At 70.3% G+C, this 21,935-nt stretch carries 20 protein-coding genes; 12 read left to right on the forward strand and 8 right to left on the reverse strand.

The annotated features are described in order from the left end of the window. Positions 1 to 21: 21 nt before the first annotated feature. Both J8403_RS14490 and J8403_RS14495 read left to right on the forward strand, forming a co-directional pair. Positions 22 to 579, forward strand: a complete 558-nt coding sequence (locus tag J8403_RS14490; protein ID WP_211123555.1) for a carboxymuconolactone decarboxylase family protein — start codon at positions 22 to 24, stop codon at positions 577 to 579. Beyond that, positions 576 to 1,433, forward strand: coding sequence for an RNA polymerase sigma-70 factor (locus J8403_RS14495; RefSeq protein WP_211123556.1), 858 nt, complete (start codon positions 576 to 578; stop codon positions 1,431 to 1,433). Before J8403_RS14490 ends, J8403_RS14495 begins: the two co-directional genes overlap by 4 nt. Here J8403_RS14495 and mca read toward each other — a convergent pair. After that, positions 1,390 to 2,292, reverse strand: a complete 903-nt coding sequence (gene mca, locus J8403_RS14500) for a mycothiol conjugate amidase Mca (RefSeq protein ID WP_211128244.1) — start codon at positions 2,290 to 2,292, stop codon at positions 1,390 to 1,392. The two genes, J8403_RS14495 and mca, sit on opposite strands and share 44 nt — an antisense overlap. Before the next feature lie 120 nt (positions 2,293 to 2,412). Between mca and J8403_RS14505 the strand changes: the two genes are divergently transcribed. The 3 genes from J8403_RS14505 (at position 2,413) to J8403_RS14515 (ending at position 8,619) form a co-directional block, all read left to right on the forward strand. Next, the gene (locus tag J8403_RS14505) at positions 2,413 to 3,072 is read left to right on the forward strand and encodes a TetR/AcrR family transcriptional regulator (RefSeq protein ID WP_211123557.1); all 660 of its coding nucleotides are present in this window, start codon (positions 2,413 to 2,415) and stop codon (positions 3,070 to 3,072) included. Between the two features lie 128 nt (positions 3,073 to 3,200). Beyond that, entirely contained in the window at positions 3,201 to 8,369 is a 5,169-nt protein-coding gene (locus J8403_RS14510) for a DUF6531 domain-containing protein (RefSeq protein WP_211123558.1), read from the forward strand. 7 nt (positions 8,370 to 8,376) lie between these two features. Then, entirely contained in the window at positions 8,377 to 8,619 is a 243-nt protein-coding gene (locus J8403_RS14515) for a DNA-binding protein (protein ID WP_211123559.1), read from the forward strand. Here the strand turns inward: J8403_RS14515 and J8403_RS14520 are convergent. After that, a complete protein-coding gene (locus J8403_RS14520) occupies positions 8,606 to 8,845 on the reverse strand; it encodes a DUF397 domain-containing protein (protein WP_211123560.1) in 240 nt (79 codons plus the stop codon). The genes J8403_RS14515 and J8403_RS14520 overlap by 14 nt on opposite strands. Then, positions 8,842 to 9,666, reverse strand: a complete 825-nt coding sequence (locus tag J8403_RS14525; protein ID WP_211123561.1) for a helix-turn-helix domain-containing protein — start codon at positions 9,664 to 9,666, stop codon at positions 8,842 to 8,844. The genes J8403_RS14520 and J8403_RS14525 overlap by 4 nt, the downstream gene beginning before the upstream one ends. 370 nt (positions 9,667 to 10,036) lie before the next feature. On the opposite strand from J8403_RS14525, the gene J8403_RS14530 reads away from it, so the two are divergent. The 6 genes from J8403_RS14530 (at position 10,037) to J8403_RS14555 (ending at position 14,733) form a co-directional block, all read left to right on the forward strand. After that, positions 10,037 to 10,198, forward strand: a complete 162-nt coding sequence (locus tag J8403_RS14530; RefSeq protein WP_211123562.1) for a hypothetical protein — start codon at positions 10,037 to 10,039, stop codon at positions 10,196 to 10,198. After that, positions 10,195 to 10,437 (forward strand): hypothetical protein, encoded by a 243-nt coding sequence (locus J8403_RS14535; protein ID WP_211123563.1) that lies wholly within the window; start codon positions 10,195 to 10,197, stop codon positions 10,435 to 10,437. Before J8403_RS14530 ends, J8403_RS14535 begins: the two co-directional genes overlap by 4 nt. A gap of 414 nt (positions 10,438 to 10,851) precedes the next feature. After that, positions 10,852 to 12,282 carry a hypothetical protein gene (locus tag J8403_RS14540; protein ID WP_211123564.1) on the forward strand — a complete coding sequence of 477 codons (1,431 nt, stop codon included), beginning with the start codon at positions 10,852 to 10,854 and terminating at the stop codon, positions 12,280 to 12,282. A 17-nt stretch (positions 12,283 to 12,299) separates the two neighbouring features. After that, positions 12,300 to 13,136 (forward strand): YhjD/YihY/BrkB family envelope integrity protein, encoded by an 837-nt coding sequence (locus J8403_RS14545; protein ID WP_211123565.1) that lies wholly within the window; start codon positions 12,300 to 12,302, stop codon positions 13,134 to 13,136. Between the two features lie 573 nt (positions 13,137 to 13,709). Continuing rightward, a complete protein-coding gene (locus tag J8403_RS14550) occupies positions 13,710 to 14,378 on the forward strand; it encodes a glycoside hydrolase family 25 protein (protein ID WP_211123566.1) in 669 nt (222 codons plus the stop codon). A gap of 46 nt (positions 14,379 to 14,424) precedes the next feature. Then, positions 14,425 to 14,733 (forward strand): hypothetical protein, encoded by a 309-nt coding sequence (locus J8403_RS14555; RefSeq protein ID WP_078643828.1) that lies wholly within the window; start codon positions 14,425 to 14,427, stop codon positions 14,731 to 14,733. A 110-nt stretch (positions 14,734 to 14,843) separates the two neighbouring features. Here J8403_RS14555 and J8403_RS14560 read toward each other — a convergent pair whose 3' ends face one another. From J8403_RS14560 to J8403_RS14580, 5 genes are all read right to left on the reverse strand, one after another. Beyond that, a complete protein-coding gene (locus tag J8403_RS14560; RefSeq protein WP_093464824.1) occupies positions 14,844 to 15,074 on the reverse strand; it encodes an EF-hand domain-containing protein in 231 nt (76 codons plus the stop codon). A 131-nt stretch (positions 15,075 to 15,205) separates the two neighbouring features. Next, on the reverse strand, positions 15,206 to 15,856 hold the full coding sequence (locus tag J8403_RS14565; protein WP_211123567.1) for an N-acetylmuramoyl-L-alanine amidase: 651 nt from the start codon (positions 15,854 to 15,856) through the stop codon (positions 15,206 to 15,208). Positions 15,857 to 16,344: 488 nt separating this feature from the next. After that, complete coding sequence (locus J8403_RS14570) at positions 16,345 to 16,848, reverse strand: ATP-binding protein (protein WP_211123568.1); 504 nt, start codon at positions 16,846 to 16,848, stop codon at positions 16,345 to 16,347. Positions 16,849 to 17,125: 277 nt separating this feature from the next. Continuing rightward, positions 17,126 to 17,893 carry an enoyl-CoA hydratase/isomerase family protein gene (locus J8403_RS14575; protein ID WP_211123569.1) on the reverse strand — a complete coding sequence of 256 codons (768 nt, stop codon included), beginning with the start codon at positions 17,891 to 17,893 and terminating at the stop codon, positions 17,126 to 17,128. Between the two features lie 135 nt (positions 17,894 to 18,028). Continuing rightward, positions 18,029 to 19,255 carry a L,D-transpeptidase gene (locus tag J8403_RS14580; protein ID WP_211123570.1) on the reverse strand — a complete coding sequence of 409 codons (1,227 nt, stop codon included), beginning with the start codon at positions 19,253 to 19,255 and terminating at the stop codon, positions 18,029 to 18,031. 346 nt (positions 19,256 to 19,601) lie between these two features. On the opposite strand from J8403_RS14580, the gene glgX reads away from it, so the two are divergent. Then, positions 19,602 to 21,929, forward strand: coding sequence for a glycogen debranching protein GlgX (gene glgX / locus J8403_RS14585; RefSeq protein ID WP_211123571.1), 2,328 nt, complete (start codon positions 19,602 to 19,604; stop codon positions 21,927 to 21,929). Positions 21,930 to 21,935 lie beyond the last annotated feature (6 nt).

Raw genomic sequence — 21,935 nt, forward strand, 5'->3', positions numbered from 1 at the left:
CGACACGATGGGGAGCCCGCCATGGCCCGTATCCCGCTCACCCCGCCCAGCACCCTGCTCAACCGCATCGGCGCCTGGTACTCCCGGCGCACCTACGGCAAGGTGCTCCACCCCGGTCTGGCCGCCGGCCACAATCCGCGGGTGCTGCTCACCTACGTCCGGGCCGAGCGCGGCGCCGCCAAGTGGAACCGCCTCGACCCGGGCCTCAAGCACCTCGCGGTCATGGCCGCGACGGCCAGGATCAACTGCTCGTGGTGCATGGACTTCGGCCACTGGGAGGCCGACAACCTCGGGCTCCCGATGGACAAGATCTCCAAGGTGCCGCGGTGGCGCGACCACCGGGACGCCTTCACCGATCTCGAGTTGCTCGTCCTGGACTACGCCGAGGCGATGACCGAGACCGAGCCCCGCGTGACCGACGAACTCGCGGCCACCCTGGTCGAGCGGCTCGGTGAGGCGGCGTTCGTCGAACTCACCGCCATGGTCGGTCTGGAGAACTACCGCTCGCGCGTCAACAGCGCCTTCGGCCTGACCAGCCAGGGCTTCTCGGACGCCTGCGAGGTACCGTCACAGGCGTGATCGACACGACCACCTTCGAAGCGCACCGGCGGATGCTGTTCGGCATCGCCTACCGCATGCTCGGCTCCGTCGCCGACGCCGAGGACGTGGTGCAGGACGCCTGGCTGCGGTGCAGTCAGGCCTCCACGCCGGTGCGCAATCCGGCGGGCTATCTGGTCCGTACGGTCACCAACCTCGCGCTCAACCGGCTCACCTCGGCCGCCGCCACCCGCGAGCAGTACGTCGGCCCCTGGCTGCCCGAGCCGCTGGTCACCCGGCCGGACATCGGCGAGGAGGTGGAGCTGGCCGAGTCGGTCTCGCTCGCCATGCTCGTCGTCCTGGAGAGTCTGTCGCCGCTGGAGCGGGCGGTCTTCGTGCTCAAGGAGGTCTTCGGCTTCTCCTTCCGGGAGATCGCCGGAATGCTGGATCGCGGCGAGGCGGCCGTACGGCAGGTGGGCAGCCGGGCCAGGGCCCATGTGCAGGCCCGCCGGCCGCGTTACGACGCCCCGGCGGAGGTGCGGCGGCAGGTCACCGAGGAGTTCCTGGCCGCGTGTCTCGGCGGCGACCTGAACCGCATGATGGAGCTGCTGGCCCCCGATGTGACGGCGTGGAGCGACGGCGGCGGCAAGGTGAAGGCCGCACTCCGCCCGCAGCGGGGCGCGGAGAAGGTCGCCCGCTTCCTCGCCGCCGTCATCGCCCAGCCGATGGACGACCCCCGGGTGCACGCGGTGGACGTCAACGGCCGGCCGGGATTGCTGTTCACGGTCGCGGGCCGCCCGGACACGGTCGCCTGCGCGGAGGTCGAGGACGGGCGCATCACGGAGATCCGCATCATTCGCAACCCGGACAAGCTGCGGCACCTGCCGCCGCCGTAGGCCGCTGAGGGCGCCGGGGGCGCCGCACCCCGGCGAACAGATCGTCCTCGGGAGTCGCGCCATCGACCTCGACATCGACGTGGGACCGGGCCAGGCGATAGTCCTCAGTGGGCCAGACCTCGCGCTCGATGTCACGGTCATGAAGCATGAACCCGGCGTTCGGGTCGATCTGCGTGGCGTGCGCGAGCAGCGCCCGGTCCCTGGTCGCGAAGTGCTCCGCGCACGGCACCCGCGTGGTGATCTCCAGCCCGACGGCGGGCAGTTCGGCCAGCACCTCCCGCATGCCCGAGTCCATGCCCCGTGCGGTCATGGCGTCGTGCAGGGCCTGGAACCAGGGCCGCGACAAGCCGCCCTGGTAGTACAGCTTCAGTGGCCGCCAGGGCGCCCCCGCCTCGGGATGGCGGCCCACCTCCCCCGCCGCGTCGAAGGCGGCGACCGTCACCTGATGGGTCCTGATGTGGTCCGGGTGCGGATAGCCGCCGGTCTCGTCGTACGTGACGACCACATGCGGTCGGAAGCTCCGGATCAGCCCCACCAGTCGTCCGGCCGCCTCCTCCAGGGGCGCGAGCGCGAAGCAGCCGTCGGGCAGCGGCTCGCCCGGCGCCGGGAGCCCCGAGTCGACGAACCCCAGGAAGTGCTGGCGCACCCCCAGGATCCGGCGGGCCTCGGCCATCTCGGCCCGCCGGATCGCGGCGAGGTTCTCCCGCACACCGGGCCGGTCCATGGCGGGGTTGAGCACATCTCCACGCTCCCCTCCGGTGCAGGTGACCACCAGCACCTCCACCCCCTCGGCGGCGTACTTGGCCAGCGTGGCCGCGCCCTTGCTGGACTCGTCGTCGGGGTGGGCGTGCACGCTCATCAGACGCAGGTTCAAGCGCACTCCTCGGATGGTTCGTGGTGACTGACACCCAGAAAACTAGCCCGAACCAAAACTTAGGTCAATCATAAATTTAGGGCGCAACCATGCGAGGATGGGGCCATGACAGCAGGACTGCGTGAGCTGAAGAAGCGGCAGACGCGCCAGATGATCTCCGACACCGCGACCCGGCTCTTCATGGAGCGCGGCTTCGAGGCGGTGACCATCGCCGAGATCGCGACGGCGGCCCAGGTGGCCAAGATGACGGTCACGAACTACTTCCCGCGCAAGGAAGACCTGGCCCTCGACTACCACGAGACGATCACCACCGCCCTGGCCCGGACCGTCGCGGGCCGCCCGACCGGCGAATCGGCCCTGACCGCGCTGCGCCGCGCATACCTGGCCGCGGTCGAGCGTCACGACCCCGTCGTCGGCTTCTCCAGCCCGGAGTTCGCCCGCATGGTCGCCGACAGCCCCACCCTGACCACCCGACTCCGCGAACTGCACGACCAACGCGAAGAGGCCCTGGCCGACGTCCTCACCACCGAAACCGCCCTCACCCCCGACGACCCCACCCCCCGCGCCGCCGCCGCCCTCCTCACCGCCGCCCACCGCACCCTGTTCCACCACGTCCAGGCCCTGACCCGCGCGGGCCACCCCACCGAGGAGATCGCCACCGCGGCAACCCGCTCAGCCGAGAAGGTCTTCGACTTGCTGGAACCGTCCTTGGGCGACTACGCGCGCGCTGGGGCTGGTGCCGCCGGCCTCAGCGCACCGGGGTAGGCGCCCCTATTCGGGGCTCACGGCCCCCGCCCCAGGTCGCTTGGCCGCCCCTTGTATGTCACCGCTGTTCGACTTAGCGTGACGGATCACTGACAACGTCGGAGGGGGCCGCGGGCGTGGCGTTCTGGATGGCTGCTGCGTCCGTATGGGCTGTGCTGCAGCTGCTGTTGCTGTCCTGGCCGGTGCGGACGGTGCGGTGGCCGACGGTGCTGCTCGCCTTCGGGGTGGGGGCGTACGGCTGCGGCGTGCTCTCGATGGCCCTGGAACTCGTGGTGGCACGTCAGTTGGCCACCACGCGGGAGAAATCACTGTCGGGCGTCATGGATGTGGTGTCGTGGACGACGGCTCCGGCAGTGGAGGAGCTGGTCAAGATCGCGCCGCTCCTGGTCGCGGGGTGGGCACTGCGCAGACGGATGCAGTGGGGGCTGGCGGACTTCGTGGTGCTGGGCGGCGCCGCCGGAGCTGGGTTCGGGCTGCTGGAAAAGCTGCTGATGTATGCCGAGTCCGCGGGTAAGGCCGCCCCCACGGACGAGGGGGGCTGGCAGATCGCGGGGGGACTGATCGACCCGCCGTACGTTCCCGGCCTCGAACAGATCCTCGGCAGTTGGTTCCCCTCATCGACCGGCACCGTCGAAGTCGGGGGTCCGACACTCCCCTACGAGGTACACATCTTCGCCAGCGCGCTCGGCGGGCTGGCGGTGGGCCTGCTGTGGTGCGGTGGCCGCGTCCTGACCCGGGTCGCGGCCCTGGTGCCACTGGCCGGGGCGGTCGCGATCCACTGGGTGACCAATTACGCCGCGGCCTTCCCGGGCGACGAAACCGCGATGGAGTGGCGGGAGAAGCTGGCCGGGGACTGGGGCCTGTGGATCATCCTGGGGTGCCTTGCCGTCGCGTGGATCTGGGATCTGCGCCGGTCCCGCCTGGGCCGACGGCACCAACCTGACGTCGTGCTGGCTGCCGAACGCCAGGGCCAGACCGCCCCCGAAGCTCTCCTCGGGTACGCCCTGTTGCGCCTCCCGGCCACCTGGATCCTCGCCCTGGGCTACGCCCGGCAGCGCCGGGCGCTGCTGTACGCCACGGCCCACCCCCGTAGCCGCCCGGAGAAGTTGGAGCCGCTGCGCGAGTCGGTCGTCCAGCAGACCCACCGGATGGACGCGACCCACCGCCAGGAGGCATGGCGCGGCGTGACCTTACGGCAGCTGTGGCACCGGGCCCGGGAGCAGCGACCCCGCTGGCCGCGGCAGGAGAAAGTCCTCCTGGTGCTCAGCCTGCTGCTGGCCGTCCCTTCCCTGCTGTATCTGGCGGTGGGTTCCTTCCCGTCCACGAAGGATCTGCAGCAGTACTTCACCGAGGGCACCGGGCTGCGCATCCTGGTCGGCGTCGGCCTGGCCGGGCTGGTCCTGACCCTGTGGCGCCTGATGTCCGCCGTACGCGGCTACCGGGCCGCAAGCGCGTCTCCGCTGGGCGAGGCCGTCGCCCTGGTCCAGTTCCGCATCGCCGTCTGCGCGGGCTCACTCGTCGTCGGCGTCCTGTTGCTGTCCCGCTGGTCCGCGATCGCGGACGGCGAGGCCCCTCTGGCGGGCTACCGCATTCTCGGCACCGACCGCTTTCTCCTGGAAAAGCTCCTCGAGACCGGCCTCCCTCTCCTCCTCACCCTCGCCATGTTCGCCATGCCCTACGCGCTGCCCCTGGAACTCGCCATGGGCGGCGGGCTGGCGGAGACCCTGCTGATGGGCCTCGGCCCGCGCGCCCTGGCCCCGGTCGCCTCACGCATCGGCGCCAGGCTGGCGGCGCGGGAGGCGACACAATGGGCGCGCGGCGCTCTCCGCAGCCGTGGCCGGGGGGTGTTCTCCCGTACCTGGGACCGGGTGCGACACGGCCGTACCGATCCGGTGGATCTGGCGACCGGGCGGATGTTCCTGCCGCAGACGGATGTGGAGCTGCCGGGTGTGCTGCCGCTGGTGTTCTCCCGCCGGGTGGACTCCGGATACCGCGCCGGGCGGTGGTTCGGCCCGACCTGGGCATCGACGGCCGACCAGCGGCTGGAGTCCGACGAGCAGGGCGTGATCTTCTTCACCGAGGACGGTCTGCTGCTGGCCTATCCGCATCCGGTGCCGGGCGGCCCCGCGGTCCTCCCCGCGGAGGGTCCGCGCTGGCCGCTGGCACGGACGGCGGACGGGGTGACGTACACCGTCACCCACCCGGAGGCCGGGCTCGTCCGCACCTTCACCCCGTACGGCGACGGAACGGTGGCACTCCTGCAGGAGATCACCGACCGCAACGGCAACCGCGTCACCTTCACCTACGACGCCTCCGGCACGCCCCTCGAAATCCTCCACAGCGGTGGCTACCGGCTGCGGCTGACGTCGGAGAACGAGCGGATCACCGGCCTGTACGTGGGGGACGTGCGGGTGATGGGCTACGGCTACACCGACGGCCGGCTCACCGAAGTGACGGGCTCCTCGGGGCTGCCGCTGCGTTTCGTCTACGACCGGGTCGGGCGGGTCACGTCCTGGATCGACACCAACAACCGCTGGTACTCCTACGCCTACGACGAGCACGACCGGGTCATCGCCGAGGGCGGCGAAGGCGGCCACTACACCCTCCGCATCGGCTACGACGGGGTGGACCCGGACTTCCCCGGTCTGAAGGTCACGACCCTCACCTCACCGGACGGTGCGGTCACCCGCTATCTGATCGACGAGGCGCACCAGGTCGTCGGGGAGATCGACGCGGCCGGCGCGGTCAGCCGCACGGTGTACGACGAAGCGGGCCGTACGGTCGCCGAGACCGACCCGCTGGGCCGCACCACCGGCTTCCGCTACGACGAGCACGGGCATCCGACGGCCGTGATCCGGCCGGACGGCAGCGAGATCAGCGCGACGCTGGACGCACAGGGCAACCCGGTACAGATCACCGACCCGGACGGCGCGGTATGGCGGCAGACCTTCGACGCGGCGGGCAACCGCACCACCCTCACCGACCCGCTCGCCGCCACCACCCGGTATCTGTACGACGCACGCGGAGGTCTCCTCGCCGTCACCGACCCGCTGGCCGCGACGACCCGGGTGCGCTGCGACGGGGCCGGGCTCCCCGTCGAAATCACCGACCCGCTGGGGGCCACGACCTGCTACCAGCGGGACGCCTTCGGCCGCGTCGTGGCCGAGACCGACCCGCTGGGTGCGGTGACCCGCTACGAGTGGAGCCCGGAGGGCAAGCTCCTGCGCCGCACGGGGCCGGATGGCTCGGCGGAGTCCTGGACGTACGACGGCGAGGGCAACTGCCTCTCTCATACCGACCCCGTCGGTGGCACGACGGTGTACGAGTACACCCACTTCGACCTGCTGGCCGCCCGCACGGGCCCGGACGGGGCCCGCTACGAGTTCGAGCACGACGCGGCGCTGCGGCTGACGAGGGTCACCAATCCGCAGGGGCTGACCTGGAGTTACGCGTACGACCTGGCGGGCCGCCTGGTGACGGAGACGGACTTCGACGGCCGTAGGGTGAGCTACGCGCATGACGCGGCGGGCCAACTCGTCTCGCGTACCGACCCTCTGGGCCAACGCACCGGCTACGTCCACGACGCGCTGGGCCGCGTAGTGTCCCAGGACGCCGCCGGGCAGATATCGACCTTCCGCTGGGGCCCGGCCGGAGACATACTCGAGGCCATCGGCCCGGACACCGAGCTGACCCGGACGTACGACCCCGTCGGCCGCATGCTCTCCGAGACAGTGGACGGCCGCACCCTGCACCTGGCCTACGACGCGGCAGGGCAGCTCGTCTCCCGCCGTACCCCGGCAGGGGCGGAGACTATTTACGCCTACGACGCGGCGGGCAACCGCATCGCCCTGACGGCCGGGGTCCACGTCCTCGCCTCGGCATACGACGCAGCAGGCCGCGAAATCACGCGCCGCATCGGCGACGCCCTCGCCCTCACCCATACTTGGGACCGACTCGGCCGCCTGACCACGCAAGCTCTGACCGGCGTATCTGGCGACATCCACCACCGGGCGTACGGCTACCGAGCCGACGGCCACCTCACCTCGGTGGACGACCACTTGTCGGGCCGACGCACCTTCGACCTGGACGCGGCGGGCCGGGTCACCGCCGTCCAAGCCCACGGCTGGACCGAGACCTACGCCTACGACGAGGCGGGCAACCAAACACACGCGACCTGGCCGAGCACGCAACCCGCCCAGGAGGCGACGGGGCCCCGCACCTACACCGGTACGCGCATCACCGGCGCGGGCTCGGTCCGCTACGAACACGACGAGGCGGGCCGCCTCACCCTCCGCCAAAAGACCCGCCTGTCCCGCAAACCGGATACCTGGCACTACACCTGGGACGCCGAAGACCGCCTGGTATCGGTCACCACCCCCGACGGCACGGTGTGGCGCTACCGCTACGACCCCTTCGGCCGCCGCACCACCAAACAACGCCTCGCGGCAGACGGCGAAACCGTCCTGGAGCAAACGGATTTCACCTGGGACGGCCCCACCCTCGTGGAACAGACCACCACCGCCCCGGACTTCCCCCACCCCGTCACCCTCACCTGGGACCACGACGGCCTTCACCCCATAGCCCAGACCGAACGCGTCACCGAAGCCACCACCCAACGCGAAATCGACGCCCGCTTCTTCGCGATCGTCACCGACCTGGTCGGCACCCCCACCGAACTCATCGACGATTCGGGCACCATCGCGTGGCACACCCGCTCCACCCTCTGGGGCACCACGACCTGGGCCGCCGACAGCACGGCGTACACCCCGCTCCGCTTCCCCGGCCAATACTTCGACCCGGAAACCGGCCTCCACTACAATTTCCATCGCTATTACGACCCGGATTCCGCCCGCTATCTCTCCCCCGACCCTCTAGGTCTATCCCCCGCCCCCAACCCGGCCGCCTACACCCAGAACCCCCACACCTGGTTTGATCCCCTAGGACTATCCCCATGTCCAGGCGGCAACCACAATTGGGCCGGCAATCCCGCTGAACACGCCCGGCTAAGACGATTCTACGAACAAGCCCAAAAATACGGGAAGGCCGGTTACAGGGAACTAGAAAGCGGAAGATTCCGCTTTTATGGAAATGTAACACCCGCAAGGAAGGAAGGCGAAATAATGGGACGCCGACTCGTCCGAGAGTGGGATCCCGCAACTGACTCCACTCGCATTTGGCACGAATCACTTGATCACGGCGGCAGGGTACGCATCACAAGACCCGACGTAAAACTCACGGGCGGCAAAAAGGTGCACTACCTGTTCGACGGCACCGGAAATCTCATAGGAAAATTTTAAGGATCCCATGAATCTGAGGAATGAAATCATCAAAAGACTCACGGCGCTTACCGAAGGCACCAGCCCCCCGGAGGAGGTCTCCGAATGGGCGACTTCCACAATGCAGGAAGACGCCCCGGACCTACTGGACGCCGATGTCTGGCAAGCGCTTGATCGCCTGAGTGGGGCAGACCTCAAGTCTGACCCGACAACCTACCTGCACAGCACAGAAGACTACGTGGAGTGGCTGCGCGAGTTCAGGGAACAATAAGGGCGAGGCGTGGGAATTCTCCGGTACGCAGAGCGGTCGTGAACGTGTCCCACGCCTCCACGGGGAACACGAGGGCCGGGCCTGCCGGGTGTTTGCTGTCGCGGACGGGGACGACACCGGCAGTGGTGGCTATGGAGGGCGCGAACTCCACGCACTGGCCTTCGTCGCCGCTGCTGTAGCTGGACTTGACCCATTCAGCACCGGACAGGTCGAGGGCGGTGTTCATCGTGTGTAGTCCTCCATCAGTCTGTGGATCACGGCCAGCGAATCGTCCGGCGACAAAGCCGAAGCCCTGATGCGGTCGTACCTGGCAGTCGCGAGCTCCACTTCTGCCGGTGAATCGATCGTCTGGCCCGCCATGGCTGTATCTGCGTACACAACACTCGGTTCATCGTCGAACGTCAGAAGGGTAAAGCTTCCCGGCACCGGAGGTGCTCCGGCCGAGAACGGCAGCACCTGAAGTGTGATGTGCGGAGACTCTGCTTCGGCCAAGAGGTGGGCGAGTTGGGCGCGCATCACTTCCCTTCCTCCCACCTCAGTGCGTAGGCACGCCTGACTCAGGACGCACCACAGCAACGGCGGCGCATCCCGCTCCATCACCTCTCGTCGCTGCAATCGTCTGGCCACCCTTGCATCGATCTGGTCGGCGGCGTCCCGAGGATGTGCGGACCGGAATACCGCTCGCGCGTACTCGGCCGTCTGCAACATGCCCATGATGAGCGTCGCCGAGTAGTCCAGGATGCCGACCGCCTGCCGCTCCAACTGCACGTACGGCACGAACCAGTCCGGATAGCCATGCTGGCTGGCCCGCTTCCGCAGGCGTGCGAACAGGCCCGGTGTGCCGAAGACCCGATCGCACGCGTCGGCGAACTCGGGGCTGGCCAAGCGCTCCCCCGCCTCCACCTTGGCCACATATTGCTGCCCGTAGTTGGCCTTCAAGCCCAACTCCCGCTGGCTCAGCTCCGCCTGCATCCGCCAGGTCCGTACCTCGGCTCCTAAGAACGCCGCTCCGCTCGACGGTTCCTGGCCTTCCTTGGCCTCACTCACCTGTGGTTCTCCCCTCACCCCAAGCCGCTTGGTGTGCCCCGATCCCTGTTGCGCGCGGCCCCGCAGGGCAACGCTGGGAGTACACAGAGTGATTAAAGCCCGCAAGACACATCCAGGTCAGGAAGAACCCCCCATGGTGTTTCCCTCCGAACACATCACCGAATCCACTCGCCATCGTGTCGCGGAGCGGGTCACCCGCGAGATGCGGGAAGTGGCGCGGCGGCGTGGCTGGAGTTCGGCGGGCTCGGCCGAGCCGTCGGTGGGAGGGACGACAAACGTCCTCTTCTGCGGGGCACTCCCCGAAGACCTCGCGCGGCGCCAACAGCCGCCCCTGCCTACCGCCCAACCCACACCCCTCGGAGAGTGACCGTTGAACGACACCTGCCCCACCTGCCGCCACTACGCGGCACTGCGCGAACAGGCCAGACAAGCCGGGGACTACAGCAAGGCCACCGACTACGAGGTACTGCGCCGACGCCACCCCGCCCACATCATCCACATCCCCCGGCAGCCCGAAGGACGAGCCCTATGAACCACAACTGTCCAGTGCCCGCCCCCGGCCAAGTGGCGTACGACCCGGTCAGTGGGCGTACCGGCGTGGTGCAGGCGGTGCACAGCGTCGCCGAATTGCTCTTCGATCACCGGACGACCGGCGACCGCGTCGCGTTCCTCCGGCCGGAGCGAGGCGGGGTCGAGTGGATGGCCGACGCCGGGGCCCTCCGTTTCCCGGCGGAGGGGGAGGACGGCGGGCGGCACCCGCACGCGCCGTAATCGCGATCGGTACGGCCCGCGCCCGGCCGCCGTCCTGACGGTGGTCAGCGCCAGCCGCCGCACTCTGTGCCAGTCCATGGCCGGTCTGCCGGCCGGCACCCCCGGGCGGTGTCTCGGAACCCGTACGCGCAGGGCGCCCGGCGCTATGTGGCAGTGGAGGGGAGTCCGCAGGGTGAGGGGTTCGCCGTCCACGCCGACCGGGACGGCCTCCCCACCCCCACGTCGGCTCCCGGCTCCCGGCTCCCGGCTCCCGGCCGTGAATAGAAACAGCCCGTCACCGCGTTTCCAGAACCTCGGACCGCGGATCGAGGAGATACGCCGCCCGCCGGGGTGATCAGCGCCGTGACGCCGCCACTTCCCGGTGGCGCCTCCGTGCGGTGGCACTTCCCTCCGTTCCCGCGCGAGGGAGGACCCATGGAGCCGTCCGCCGATGCCTCTGGCCCCGCCGAGCCCCACCCGCTGACCGGGGGCGAACGACAGGAGTACGAGCGGCTGCGCGGGGCCGCGGCCGTACGCCACCGGCGGCTTCGCCACGCGGGCGCGGGTGTGCTGCTCGTGCTCGCAGTGCTGCTCTCGCCACTCGCCGTCGTCGCCACCTGGCTGCACGAGGAGATCACCGACCCGCACCGCTACGTCCAGACCGTCGCCCCGATCGCCAGGAACCCCGGCGTCCAGTCCACCGTCACCAACCGGCTCACCCGACGCGTGGTCGACCAGGTCGACGTACCCGCCATCACCGCCCAGCTCGCCAGGAACCTGAACAAGACGGGAGCCCCGTCCGTCGTCGTGGACGGTACGAAGATGCTCGGTGGGCCGCTGGAGAGCGCCCTCACCGACGCCGTGCACCGCGTGATCCACAAGGCGATCACCAGCGATCAGTTCCCGTTGGTGTGGGACGCGGCCAACCGCCGCGCCCACGCCGCCGTCGTCAAGGTCCTCACCGGTGAGGGCACCAGCGCGGTCCAGGCCCGCGGAAACGCGATCGTCCTGGACATCGGCACCCTTGTCGACAACGTCAAACAGCGCCTCGTCCGGGCGGGCTACGAGAAGGCGGCCAAGATCCCTTACATCGACCGGCAGTTCACGCTGGTGCGGACGGACAAGCTGGACGAGGCGCAAGGCGCGATGCGTCTCCTCGACATCGTCGGCACCTGGCTGCCCGGCGTGACGATCGTGCTCGCCGCGTTCGCCGTGTGGCTCTCCCCCGCGCATCGGCTCACGCTGCTGGCCGCCGGGATCGGCACGGCGGTGATGATGGTCGCGCTACTGGTCGGCCTGGCCGTGGTGCGCGGCGTCTACCTGGACTCCGTCCCGCCCACGACCCTGCCCCGGGGCCCGGCGGCCTTCATCTTCGACGCCCTCGTGCGCTTCCTGCGCGAAAGCACCCGCACGCTTCTCGTCGTCGCGGTCGTCACCGCGCTCGCCGCGTATCTGTACGGCCCCGGGCGCGGGGCCCGCGCCGTCCGCTCGGCGGCGGCGCGCGGCACCGGCGCCATCGGCCGGGGTCTGGCCCGGGTCGGAGCCCGCACCGGGGGCTTCGGCCGCTGGCTGGACACCCACCGGGCCTGGACCACCGGCGTGGCGATCACGGGCGGCGCGCTGGCCCTGGTGCTGTGGAACCGCCCCACTCCGGCAGCCGTGGGGCTCGTCCTCGGCATCGTCGTGGGGGTCCTGGCGCTGCTCGGCATCCTCGCCGGGGCGTCCGGCCCCACGGCGAACGGTCCCATGGCCCCCGGCCCCCCAGCCCAGGGTCCCGCGGCGTCCGGCCCCGCGGCCGACGGCCCCGCGGCCGACGGCCCCGCGGTCGACGGCCCCGCGGCGGGTGGCCGTCACGGAAGTCCCTGACGGCCGGGTGGTATGCCATGCGGGCGCCGCGGACGCTGTGGGAGCGCGTCACGACCGCGATCGGCGGCGGCCCGGCCGCCCGCTTCCTCGAGCGCTTGGTGACGGTGAACGTCCTGGAAGCCGCGACCCGGCTGGCGGCCCAGGCATTCCTCACCGCCCTCCCCCTGCTGATGGCCGTGGCGGCCTTCGTCCCCGACACGCTGCAGAACCTCCTGGCCGACTCGCTGCGCTCGGTGGTGGGAGTGCGCGGTGACGTCCTCGACGAGGTACGCCGTACGTTCATCTCCCGGGGAACGGCCAAGAACACCTCGGGGGCCGTCGGGCTGCTGGTCGCCCTGGTGTCCGCGACGGCGTTCAGCAGAGCGCTCCAGGCCATCTGCGAACGGTGCTGGGGGCTGCCCAGGGCGGCGGTGCGCGTGACGGCGTGGCGCTGGCTGCTGTGGCTGCTCGTCTGGCTCGCGGTACTCCTCGTCCAGGCGCCGGTGCGCAGGGGGTTCGGCACGGGCATCGTCTCCGGGCTGGTGCTGTCCCTGCTGTCGGCCGTCCTGCTGTGGTGGTGGACCCAGCATCTCCTGCTGAGCGGCCGCGTCACCTGGACATATCTGCTGCCGGGCGCCGCGCTCGCCGGTGTGGGGACCGTCCTGCTGGGTTACCTCTCCCGGCTGCTCATGCCCGTGGCGATGGCCCGCAGCCTGGCCGACTTCGGCCCGCTCGGCCCCGTTTTCACGCTTCTGACCTGGCTGATCGTCGTCTTTCTCATCGCCGTGGCCGGTCTCGCGACCGGACCGGCGGTGGCCTCGTCGGCCTGGTACGCCCGGACAATCCGTTTGCTGCGGGGACGGGAACGCCCCTGAACACCGCCTCGAATATCGTTCGAGAACGGTCATCGCGCCCTGCTAGCGTCCCTCCCGTGGCGAAACTCGACCACCTCTCCGAGCACTTGGTCACGAGAGGGGACGGTCCGCCTCAGGAGGTAGCCGGGATTAGCCCCCGGTCTTCGAGCGGGCCGTGCGCCCGTGGCACGCGTTCAATCTCAGATTCCTGCTCCAGCCTCAGCATTCGCCGCCGATCGCCTCACCGACCGGGCACGGGCTTGGTCGTCGGATGCCGGTTCGAATCCGGCCCGCCCCGCTTCGTGGAGCGGTAGTTCAACGGAAGAACACGACGACATCAGATTGACCCGTTCCCATCCGGGGGGGCGTGCGCAGTTGGGCGGCATCACAGGGCCCGGGGGATGGCCAAACCCTCGGGTCCGCTTCTCTTTGTGCCGTTGTGCCGGCCTGTCCCTTCCTTGGGCCTGCTCGTTCCGCGTGCCGCTTCCCCGGCCCGAACGCCTGCGGACCGAGATCCCGTCCCAGTAGGGTCCTCCGTACGAGAGGGGGAATAACACCCGTGTATTCACTCGTTCTTGACCCGAGGTAGGCGCCATGCTGCACGGCATCGACGTGAGTTCGTACCAGTCCACCTTCGACCCGGACGGGCTGGCCTTCGTCTTCATCAAGGCCACCGAAGGACGGTCGTATATCAACCCGAAGCAGGCCTCGCAGGCGTCCCGGGCGCGGAAGGCGGGATGCGTCGTCGGCTTCTACCACTTCCTCTGGCCGGGCAACATCACCGCGCAGGCGCAGTACTTCGTCGAGAAGTGCGCGTCCCAGAAGCACGATCTGCTCGCCGTGGACTGGGAGACCACCGGTTCCGGCACCCGCGCCAGCAACGCCGAGAAGGACCGGTTCATCCGCGAGGTCAAGAAGCTGCGTCCCACGCACCGCGTGATGCTCTACTGCAACCGGAGCTTCTGGCTCAACTACGACACCACGTCCTACGCCGGGGACGGCCTGTGGATAGCGGACTATGTGTCGGCGGGCAAGCCGCGCATCAAGGCGAAGTGGCGGATCCACCAGTACACCGACCGCCCCCTGGACAAGGACGTGGCGAACTTCTCCAGCAAGGCCGCGCTGCAGGCATGGGCCGATCCCAGCCGGGCGGCGCTCACCGCGGAGGAGACGGAGGACGCCGAGGACGTCCACCTCGCGGAGGGTGTGGACGACGCGGACGAGGCCGAAGCCGGCGAGGAGGCGCGGGAGGGCGGGGCCTGACCGGGCCCTCGGGATGTTGTCGGTGGGTGCGCCTACGCTGCCCGGTATGAGTTACGCAGACCTGCGCGAACTCCGCAGCGCGCTCACCACCGCGTCGGACATCGCCTTCTCGCTGGACGCCGCGCCCTCCGGGCCGGAGACCGAGCTGCTCACCGACGCCCTGCGCCGGGCGCTGGCCGCCGCGGGCTCGCTGACCGCCGAGCGCGGCGCCACGGGCTGCCCGGAGCATCCGCGCGGGGCCGTCGATCCGCTGTACGGGGATCCGGAGGACCCGCTGCCGCCCGGTTACGGCCGCTGTCTGCTGTGCAACGACCGCAGACGGCGGGCGAGCGCACAGCGGCGCGGCTGGCGCTGACGCGCCGGCCGTGCCGCCATGCGGCCCGTTGCCGCCGTGCGGCTGCCGTGCGGCTCGCTTCCTTGCCGCCGTGCGCTCCGGTCGGGCGGTCTTGCCGCCGTGCGGTCCGGTCAGGCGGTCTTGCTGCCGTCCTTGTTCTGGGCCGCCCAGAACTCGTCGAAGGTGAGCAGCCCGTCACCGTTGCCGTCGTGGGCGTTGATGACGGCCTGGGCGACGGGCTCCGTGACATACGGGTCCCCAAGCTGCGCCATCACGCTCTTGTACTCGGCCGCGGTGATCTGGCCGTCACCGTTGAGGTCATACCGCTCGAACGCCTTGCGCGCCGCCTCGATATCCGCCACCTGTTCCGCCCCTTCCGTGCGTGTGCTTGACCCGCACAGATTAGCGGTCGGCGGCGGCCGGCCCATCGGCCGCGTCGCGATGTACACGACATAAGCGGCGCGCGCGGCGTTCGCCGCATGCGCCAGGTTCGCTACCTTCGCCGGGTTCCCGGCGCGTAGGCCTTGTTGACCAGGGACATATAGCGGTCCCAGTCCCACAGCGGGCCGGGGTCGGTGTGGTCGGTTCCGGGGACCTCCACATGGCCGATGATGTGGTCGCGGGTCTTGGGGATGCCGAAGCGGTCGCAGACGGCCGCGGTCAGGGCGGCGGACGAGGCGTACATCTCGTCCGTGAACCACTTGGGGTCGTCCACCCAGCCCTCGTGCTCGATGCCGATGCTGCGGTTGTTGTAGTCCTTGTTGCCGGCGTGCCAGGCGACGTCCTTCTCCCGGACGAACTGCCCGATGTAGCCGTCGGCCGACGCGACCATGTAGTGCGCGGAGACCTGCTTGGCCGGGTCCTGGAAGATCTTCATCGCGTCCGGGAAGGTCTCCTGCGTCACATGGATGACGACGAAGTCGATCGGATACGAGGTCGGGCGGCTGGAGACGCGGTAGTTGGAGGGGGAGGCCGGGATCCAGTGGGTGGGGGGATAAGCGGCCGCGCGGCGGCGACGTCTGTCGTCGGCGTTCGCGGCGGTGGCGGTAGCGGCGGTGGCGGTCAGTCCGGTGGCGGCGGTGGCGAGATAGGCGCCCGAGCGGAGCAGGGCGCGCCGGGTCGGGGTGCGGCCGTGCGCTTCCATGGGGGATCTCCCGAATGGCGTAGCCGGGACAAAGGGGGGGTGAAACGTGGGGGTGTGACGCGCGTAGCGCTGTTCCATGGTGAGTGCTCGGCAGGGCCATGCCAAGAACCGACGGGCAAAGAAAGATTTCGTGTCACGGTCTGGACCACTGGAGATTCATCAGGAAGAGGTCGACAACAAAGGAAGATTGCCCCTCTACCCGCCATTAGCAAGGTAAGTGTTACAGCTCACCTTTGATTGGCTTGGAAGTGATCTACCGTCTCTGCGATAGTCGGGGCCGCGACCCCATTGACCCGAGCGAGGTCGCTTCCCCCGAATGCCATGACGAACACCCCTTTCGTGCCATGGCCGGGGACGAAAAGAGGTCCCCGTGTCGTCGGCGCACGACGACGCGGGGACCCTTTTCACACGCTGGGCGCGCCTTACGCGTTTCACACGCTGGGCGCCTTACACGCTCGGCGCCGACGCCCGCACCGGCGCTCATCCGGTCAGTTTTCGGCCACGCGCATCTCGAACCAGGTCGTCTTGCCGCACGGCAGCAGATCGACCCCCCACCGCTGGGAGAGCTGGTCGACCAGCGTCAGCCCGCGCCCGCTGGTGTCGAGCTCCCCCACCGGCAGCAGACACGGCAGCCCCCGGGAGGGGTCGCGGACCTCGACCCGGATCCAGCCGCGCCGCCGCAGCATCCGCAGCCCGAAGGTGCGGGCGCCGGTGTGCCGTACGGCGTTCCCCACCAGTTCGGAGACGAGCAGCACGGTGTGCTCGGCGAGCTGAGGACCCAGCCCCCAGTCGCGCGCCACCACGAATTCGGCCAGCCGGCGGGCGGTCGCCGCGGACTCGGGACGGGAGGGCAGCCGCACCTCCTCGGCCGCGGGGTTACCAAAGAGGTCAAGCGCCCTGCGGGCCCGCTCGTCCTCGACGGACGGCACCCCGCGCACCGCAGCCGTACCAGTGCGCTGCTGCGGCTGCTCCATTCCCTCCAAGCCCGCCATGCCCCCCATCATGGCCGCCCAAAAGGTCATCCGGGGCGGAACCGTGGGATCCCGAACACCGGAGCCCCAGGCTCCACAAACCCGATCCGACATATGCCAACGGCAGTTGGGGCATCACAACACCCCGGCTGACCAGCGATGTCACCGCGCGTACGCGTGATCACCCAGCGTACCGGAACGGGGCATGCAGAGGCCGACCGTTGGCGAAGAAAATTCGCTCGCACGGGGCATACCCGGCTCCGTGACCCGGGCCGACACGATCGGAACCGGTCGGATGTCAGCGGAACGTGGCCTTACCCGGTCCGTCCTCGACAAAGCTGCGCATCCCGATCTCCCGGTCCTCGGTGGCGAACAGCCCGGCGAACCAGGTCCGTTCGATGGCGAGACCGCTGTCGAGATCCGTCTCCAGCCCCCGGTCCACCGACTCCTTGGCCGCGCGCAGCGCGATCGCCGGGCCCCGGGCCAGCCGCGCCGCCCAGGCGTGGGCCTGCTCGTAGACCTCCTCGGCCGGTACGACCCGGTCCACCAGGCCGATGGTGAGCGCCTCGTCGGCCTTGACCTGACGGCCCGTGAAGATGAGGTCCTTGGCCTTGGCCGGGCCGACCAGCCGGGCCAGCCGCTGGGTGCCGCCCGCACCCGGGATCAGGCCGAGCAGGATCTCGGGCTGGCCCAGCTTGGCGTTCTCCGCGGCGATCCGGAAGTCGGCGCAGAGCGCCAGCTCGCAGCCGCCGCCGAGGGCGTAGCCGGTGACGGCGGCGACCACGGGCTTGGGGATCCGGGCCACGGCGGTGAAGGACTCCTGCAGATCACCGGAGCGGGCCACCATCGCGGCGTGGTCCATCTCCCGCATCTCCTTGATGTCCGCGCCGGCCGCGAACACCTTCTCGCCGCCCCAGATGACCACGGCGCGCACATCGTCGCGGCGGGTCACCTCGGCGGCGAGTTCCCGCAGCCGGTCCTGGGTGGCGGTGTCGAGCGCGTTCATCGGGGGGCGGTCAAGGCGGAAGGTGGCAACGCCGTCGGCAACCTCGAGGTTCACAGTCATGAGCGCAGGTTAGCGCCCGCTAACACGGGAGCGGTGGGCCGGGGCGGCAGCCCGGGGCGATGGCATGACGCGGGGACGCAGGGACGCTTGGGGGCCGGAGGCAGGGCACCAGGGCGCCCCGGCTCCGGCGCGGGGTCACGCCTTCCACTTCTCCCAGGACATGTTCCAGCCGTTGAGCCCGTTGTCCGGCTGGACGGTCTCGTCATGCGAGTTCTTCACGATGACCACATCGCCGATGATCGACATGCGGAAGAACCAGGAGGCCGGGGTGGAGGAGTCCCCGCCGCCGCGCTGGTCGAACAGGCCCACACAGCCGTGGCTGACATTGGACGAGCCGAACGTGGCCCGGCCTGCCCAGTAGTTGCCGTGGATGAAGGTGCCGGAGGTCGACAGGCGCATCGCATGCGGCACGTCCTTGATGTCGTACTCCCCGTCGAAGCCGACCGTGGCGCCGTCCATCCGTGTCACCGGATGCTTCTCGCTGATCACCATCTTGCCGTTGTAGGTCTCATGGCCGGGCGCGCCCGAGGTGATGGGGACGGTCTTGATGGTCTTGCCGTCCCGCTTGACCGTCATCTTCTTGGACTTGGCGTCGACGACCGAGATCTGGCTGCGGCCGATGGTGAACGTCACCGACTTCCGCTGCTCGCCGTACACCCCCGGCCTGCCCTCGATCCCGTCCAGATCCAGGCTGAGCGTCACCTTGGTGCCGGGCTTCCAGTACTTCTCCGGGCGGAAGTCCAGCCGGTCGTTGCCGAACCAGTGGCTCGCGAGCGGCACCGAGGGCGAGGCGCTGACCTTTATCCCCCTCTCCACGGCCTCCGGGTGGGTGATACCGCGGTTGAAGTGGAGCGAGACGGGCATGCCGACGCCGACCGTCGAGCCGTCCTCCGGGGTGTAGATGCCCACGAAGGTCTTCTTGGGGCGCAGGGTGGTGAAGGTCGCGTGCCGGGTCGTGGTCAGGCCATGGGTGTCCTTGGCGACCGCGTCCACCGTGTAGGTGGTGTCCGAGCGGAGATGGGCGGCGGGCAGCCAGCTCTTTCCGTCCTCGCCGACCTTCCCCTCGACCGCGGTGCCCTTGGCGTCCTTGACCTTGACCGAGGACAGGGTGCCCTTCGCGGAGGTGACCTTCAGCGCACCGCTGGTGTCCACGCCCTTCGCGCCGTCCCCGGGCGCGATCGTCACCACGGCCCGCGAGGTCTTGGGCCGGCCGTCGCCCTTGCCGTCCTTGCCCTTCTCACCGTCGCCGGAGCCACCGCCTCCGCCGCACGCGGCCACCGCCATGAGCAACGCCCCGAGCAGCAGCGCGAGAAGCCCCTTGCGGCCGCCGCGCGCCGCCCCCGGTATCCACCGCACCGTCACCACAGCTCTCCCTCCCCCGGAGCCGCGCCCCCGCGGCAAGCCCGATCACGCGCAGGGCGCGCCTGGCGATAGGTAATCACACGTCACCGACAGTGGACTTCCCTTCGTTGGTCACGGTTCAGTCGCAGGGCGGGGGCCGGTCACGGGACGATCGGCCCATGCCGGGCAGCGGCGGAGTGCGGGGAAACGTGCGAGTCGGCGCGATTGCGGGCAGAACAGGTGGGAGAGCGTGGGCCAGGGTCCGTGCGGTACGGGACGCCGCGGGGCCCGCCGGCCCGCCATGAGGTGCTGCCCGCCTTCCCTCCGTCGGGGCGGGGGCGGTTGGCCACGAGCCGCGGAGGCCGATGTGTCCAGTGCAGCCGGGCAGGAGACACGCGACGGGGTCCCCGCACGCCCCTCGGCGACGGCGGTGGGCCGTCGCCTCGGCCACCGCCCCACGGCGCCCGCCCCGCGGCCCGACCGCAGCACCGCCCCGGCGGCGGGCCCCGCCGTCCGGCCGGGCAGCCCGGAGCCGCTCGGCGCCCGCCCCTGCCGGGGGCCGGACGGGGTGTGGGGGACCAACTTCGCGCTGTGGGCGGGCGGTGCGGAGGCCGTCGACCTGTGTCTGTTCGACGACGACGGCCACGAGCTGCGCTGTCCGCTCACCGAGCTCACCCATGAGGTGTGGCACGGCTTCGTGCCCGGTGTGCTGCCCGGCCGGCGGTACGGCTACCGCGTGCACGGCCGCTGGGACCCCTGGACCGGCGCCCGCTGGAATCCGGCGAAGCTGCTGCTGGATCCGTACGCCCGCGCCGTGGACGGGGACTTCGCGCTGCCCGCCGAGGTCTACGGACATATGCGGGACTGGCCGCAGCAGCATGTGGCGGACACCGTCCGGGACGACCGCGACTCCGCCCCGTACGTCCCCAAGGGCGTGGTCGTCGGCGACGACACGGCGGACGGCGCGCCCGACGAGTGGACCGAGGACCGGCGGCCCAAGACGCCCTGGGCCGAGTCGGTGATCTACGAACTCCATGTGCGCGGCTTCACCATGCGCCACCCCGGGGTGCCGCCCGAACTGCGCGGCACCTACGCGGGGCTGGCGCATCCGGCGGCGATCGAGCACCTGACCCGGCTCGGGATCACGGCGGTCGAGCTGCTGCCGGTGCATCAGTTCGCCCATGAGGACCACCTGCTGCGGCGGGGATTGCGCAACTACTGGGGCTACAACTCGATCGGCTACTTCGCGCCGCACGCCGGATACGCGGCCCGCGGCACCCGGGGCCAGCAGGTCGGGGAGTTCCGGCGGATGGTGCGGGCCCTGCACGCCGCCGGGATCGAGGTGATCCTCGACGTCGTCTACAACCACACCGCCGAGGCCAATGAGCTGGGCCCCACCCTCTCGCTGCGCGGTGTCGACAACCGCGGCTACTACCGCCTCCAGCAGGACCCCCGCCGCTACGCCGACTTCACCGGCTGCGGCAACACCCTGCACGTCCTGCAGCCGCAGGTGCTGCGGCTGATCACCGACTCGCTGCGCTACTGGGTCACCGAGATGGGGGTGGACGGCTTCCGCTTCGACCTGGCCAGCGCGCTCGCCCGCGCCGCGCACGGCGTGGACATGCTCTCGCCCTTCCTGGCCGTGATCGCGCAGGATCCCGTACTGCGCCGGGTGAAGCTGATCGCGGAGCCGTGGGACGTGGGCTCCGGCGGCTATCAGGTGGGCGCCTTCCCTCCGCTGTGGGCGGAGTGGAACGACCGCTACCGCGACGCGGTGCGGGACTTCTGGCGCGGGGCGCTGCCCGACGCCCGCGATCTGGGCTACCGGCTCTCGGGCTCCAGCGATCTGTACGCGTGGAGCGGCCGCCGCCCGTACGCCTCGGTCAACTTCATCACCGCGCACGACGGGTTCACTTTGCGCGACCTGGTCTCCTACGAGCGCAAGCACAACGAGGCCAACGGGGAGGGCAATCGCGACGGCACCGCCGACAACCGCGCCTGGAACTGCGGCGCCGAGGGCGAGACCGACGATCCGGAGATACGCGCGCTGCGCCGCCGCCAGCTGCGCAATCTGCTGGCCACCCTGCTGCTGTCCACCGGGGTGCCGATGCTGGTGGCGGGCGATGAGCTGGGCCGCACCCAGGGCGGCAACAACAACGCGTACTGCCAGGACAACGAGACCGGCTGGCTCGACTGGTCGCTGCTGGAGGACCCCGGCTGGCGCGCCCTCACCGAGCTCACCGCCCGGCTGATACGGCTGCGCCGGGCCCATCCGGTGCTGCGCCGCCCGGCCTTCTTCTCCGGCCTGGCCCGGCCCCCCGAGGGGCTGCGCGATCTGGCGTGGTTCACCCCGCACGGCACCGAGATGACCGAATCCGACTGGTACGCGCCGACGACCGCCCTCGGGGCCTATCTCTCGGGCCGCGATCTGCCCCAGCGCGATCCGCACGGCGCCCCGGTCACGGACGACAGCTTCCTGGCACTGCTGCACGCGGGCGAGCGGCCGCTCTCCTTCACCCTGCCCGGACCGCCCTGGGCCCGTGGGTACGAACTCCTTCTGGACACCTCCCGTGAGGACCAGGAGGCGCCCCCGGGCACACGGTTCGCGGCGGGCGCCCCCATCGAGCTTCCAGCGCGCTCGGTCCTGCTGCTGCGCGCCCTCGACGCCACGGACCTACGCCAAAAAACCGAGTGAGCGCTG

It is taken from the genome of Streptomyces yatensis (genome assembly GCF_018069625.1).
In the GTDB taxonomy this organism is placed as follows: Bacteria; Actinomycetota; Actinomycetes; order Streptomycetales; family Streptomycetaceae; genus Streptomyces; species Streptomyces yatensis.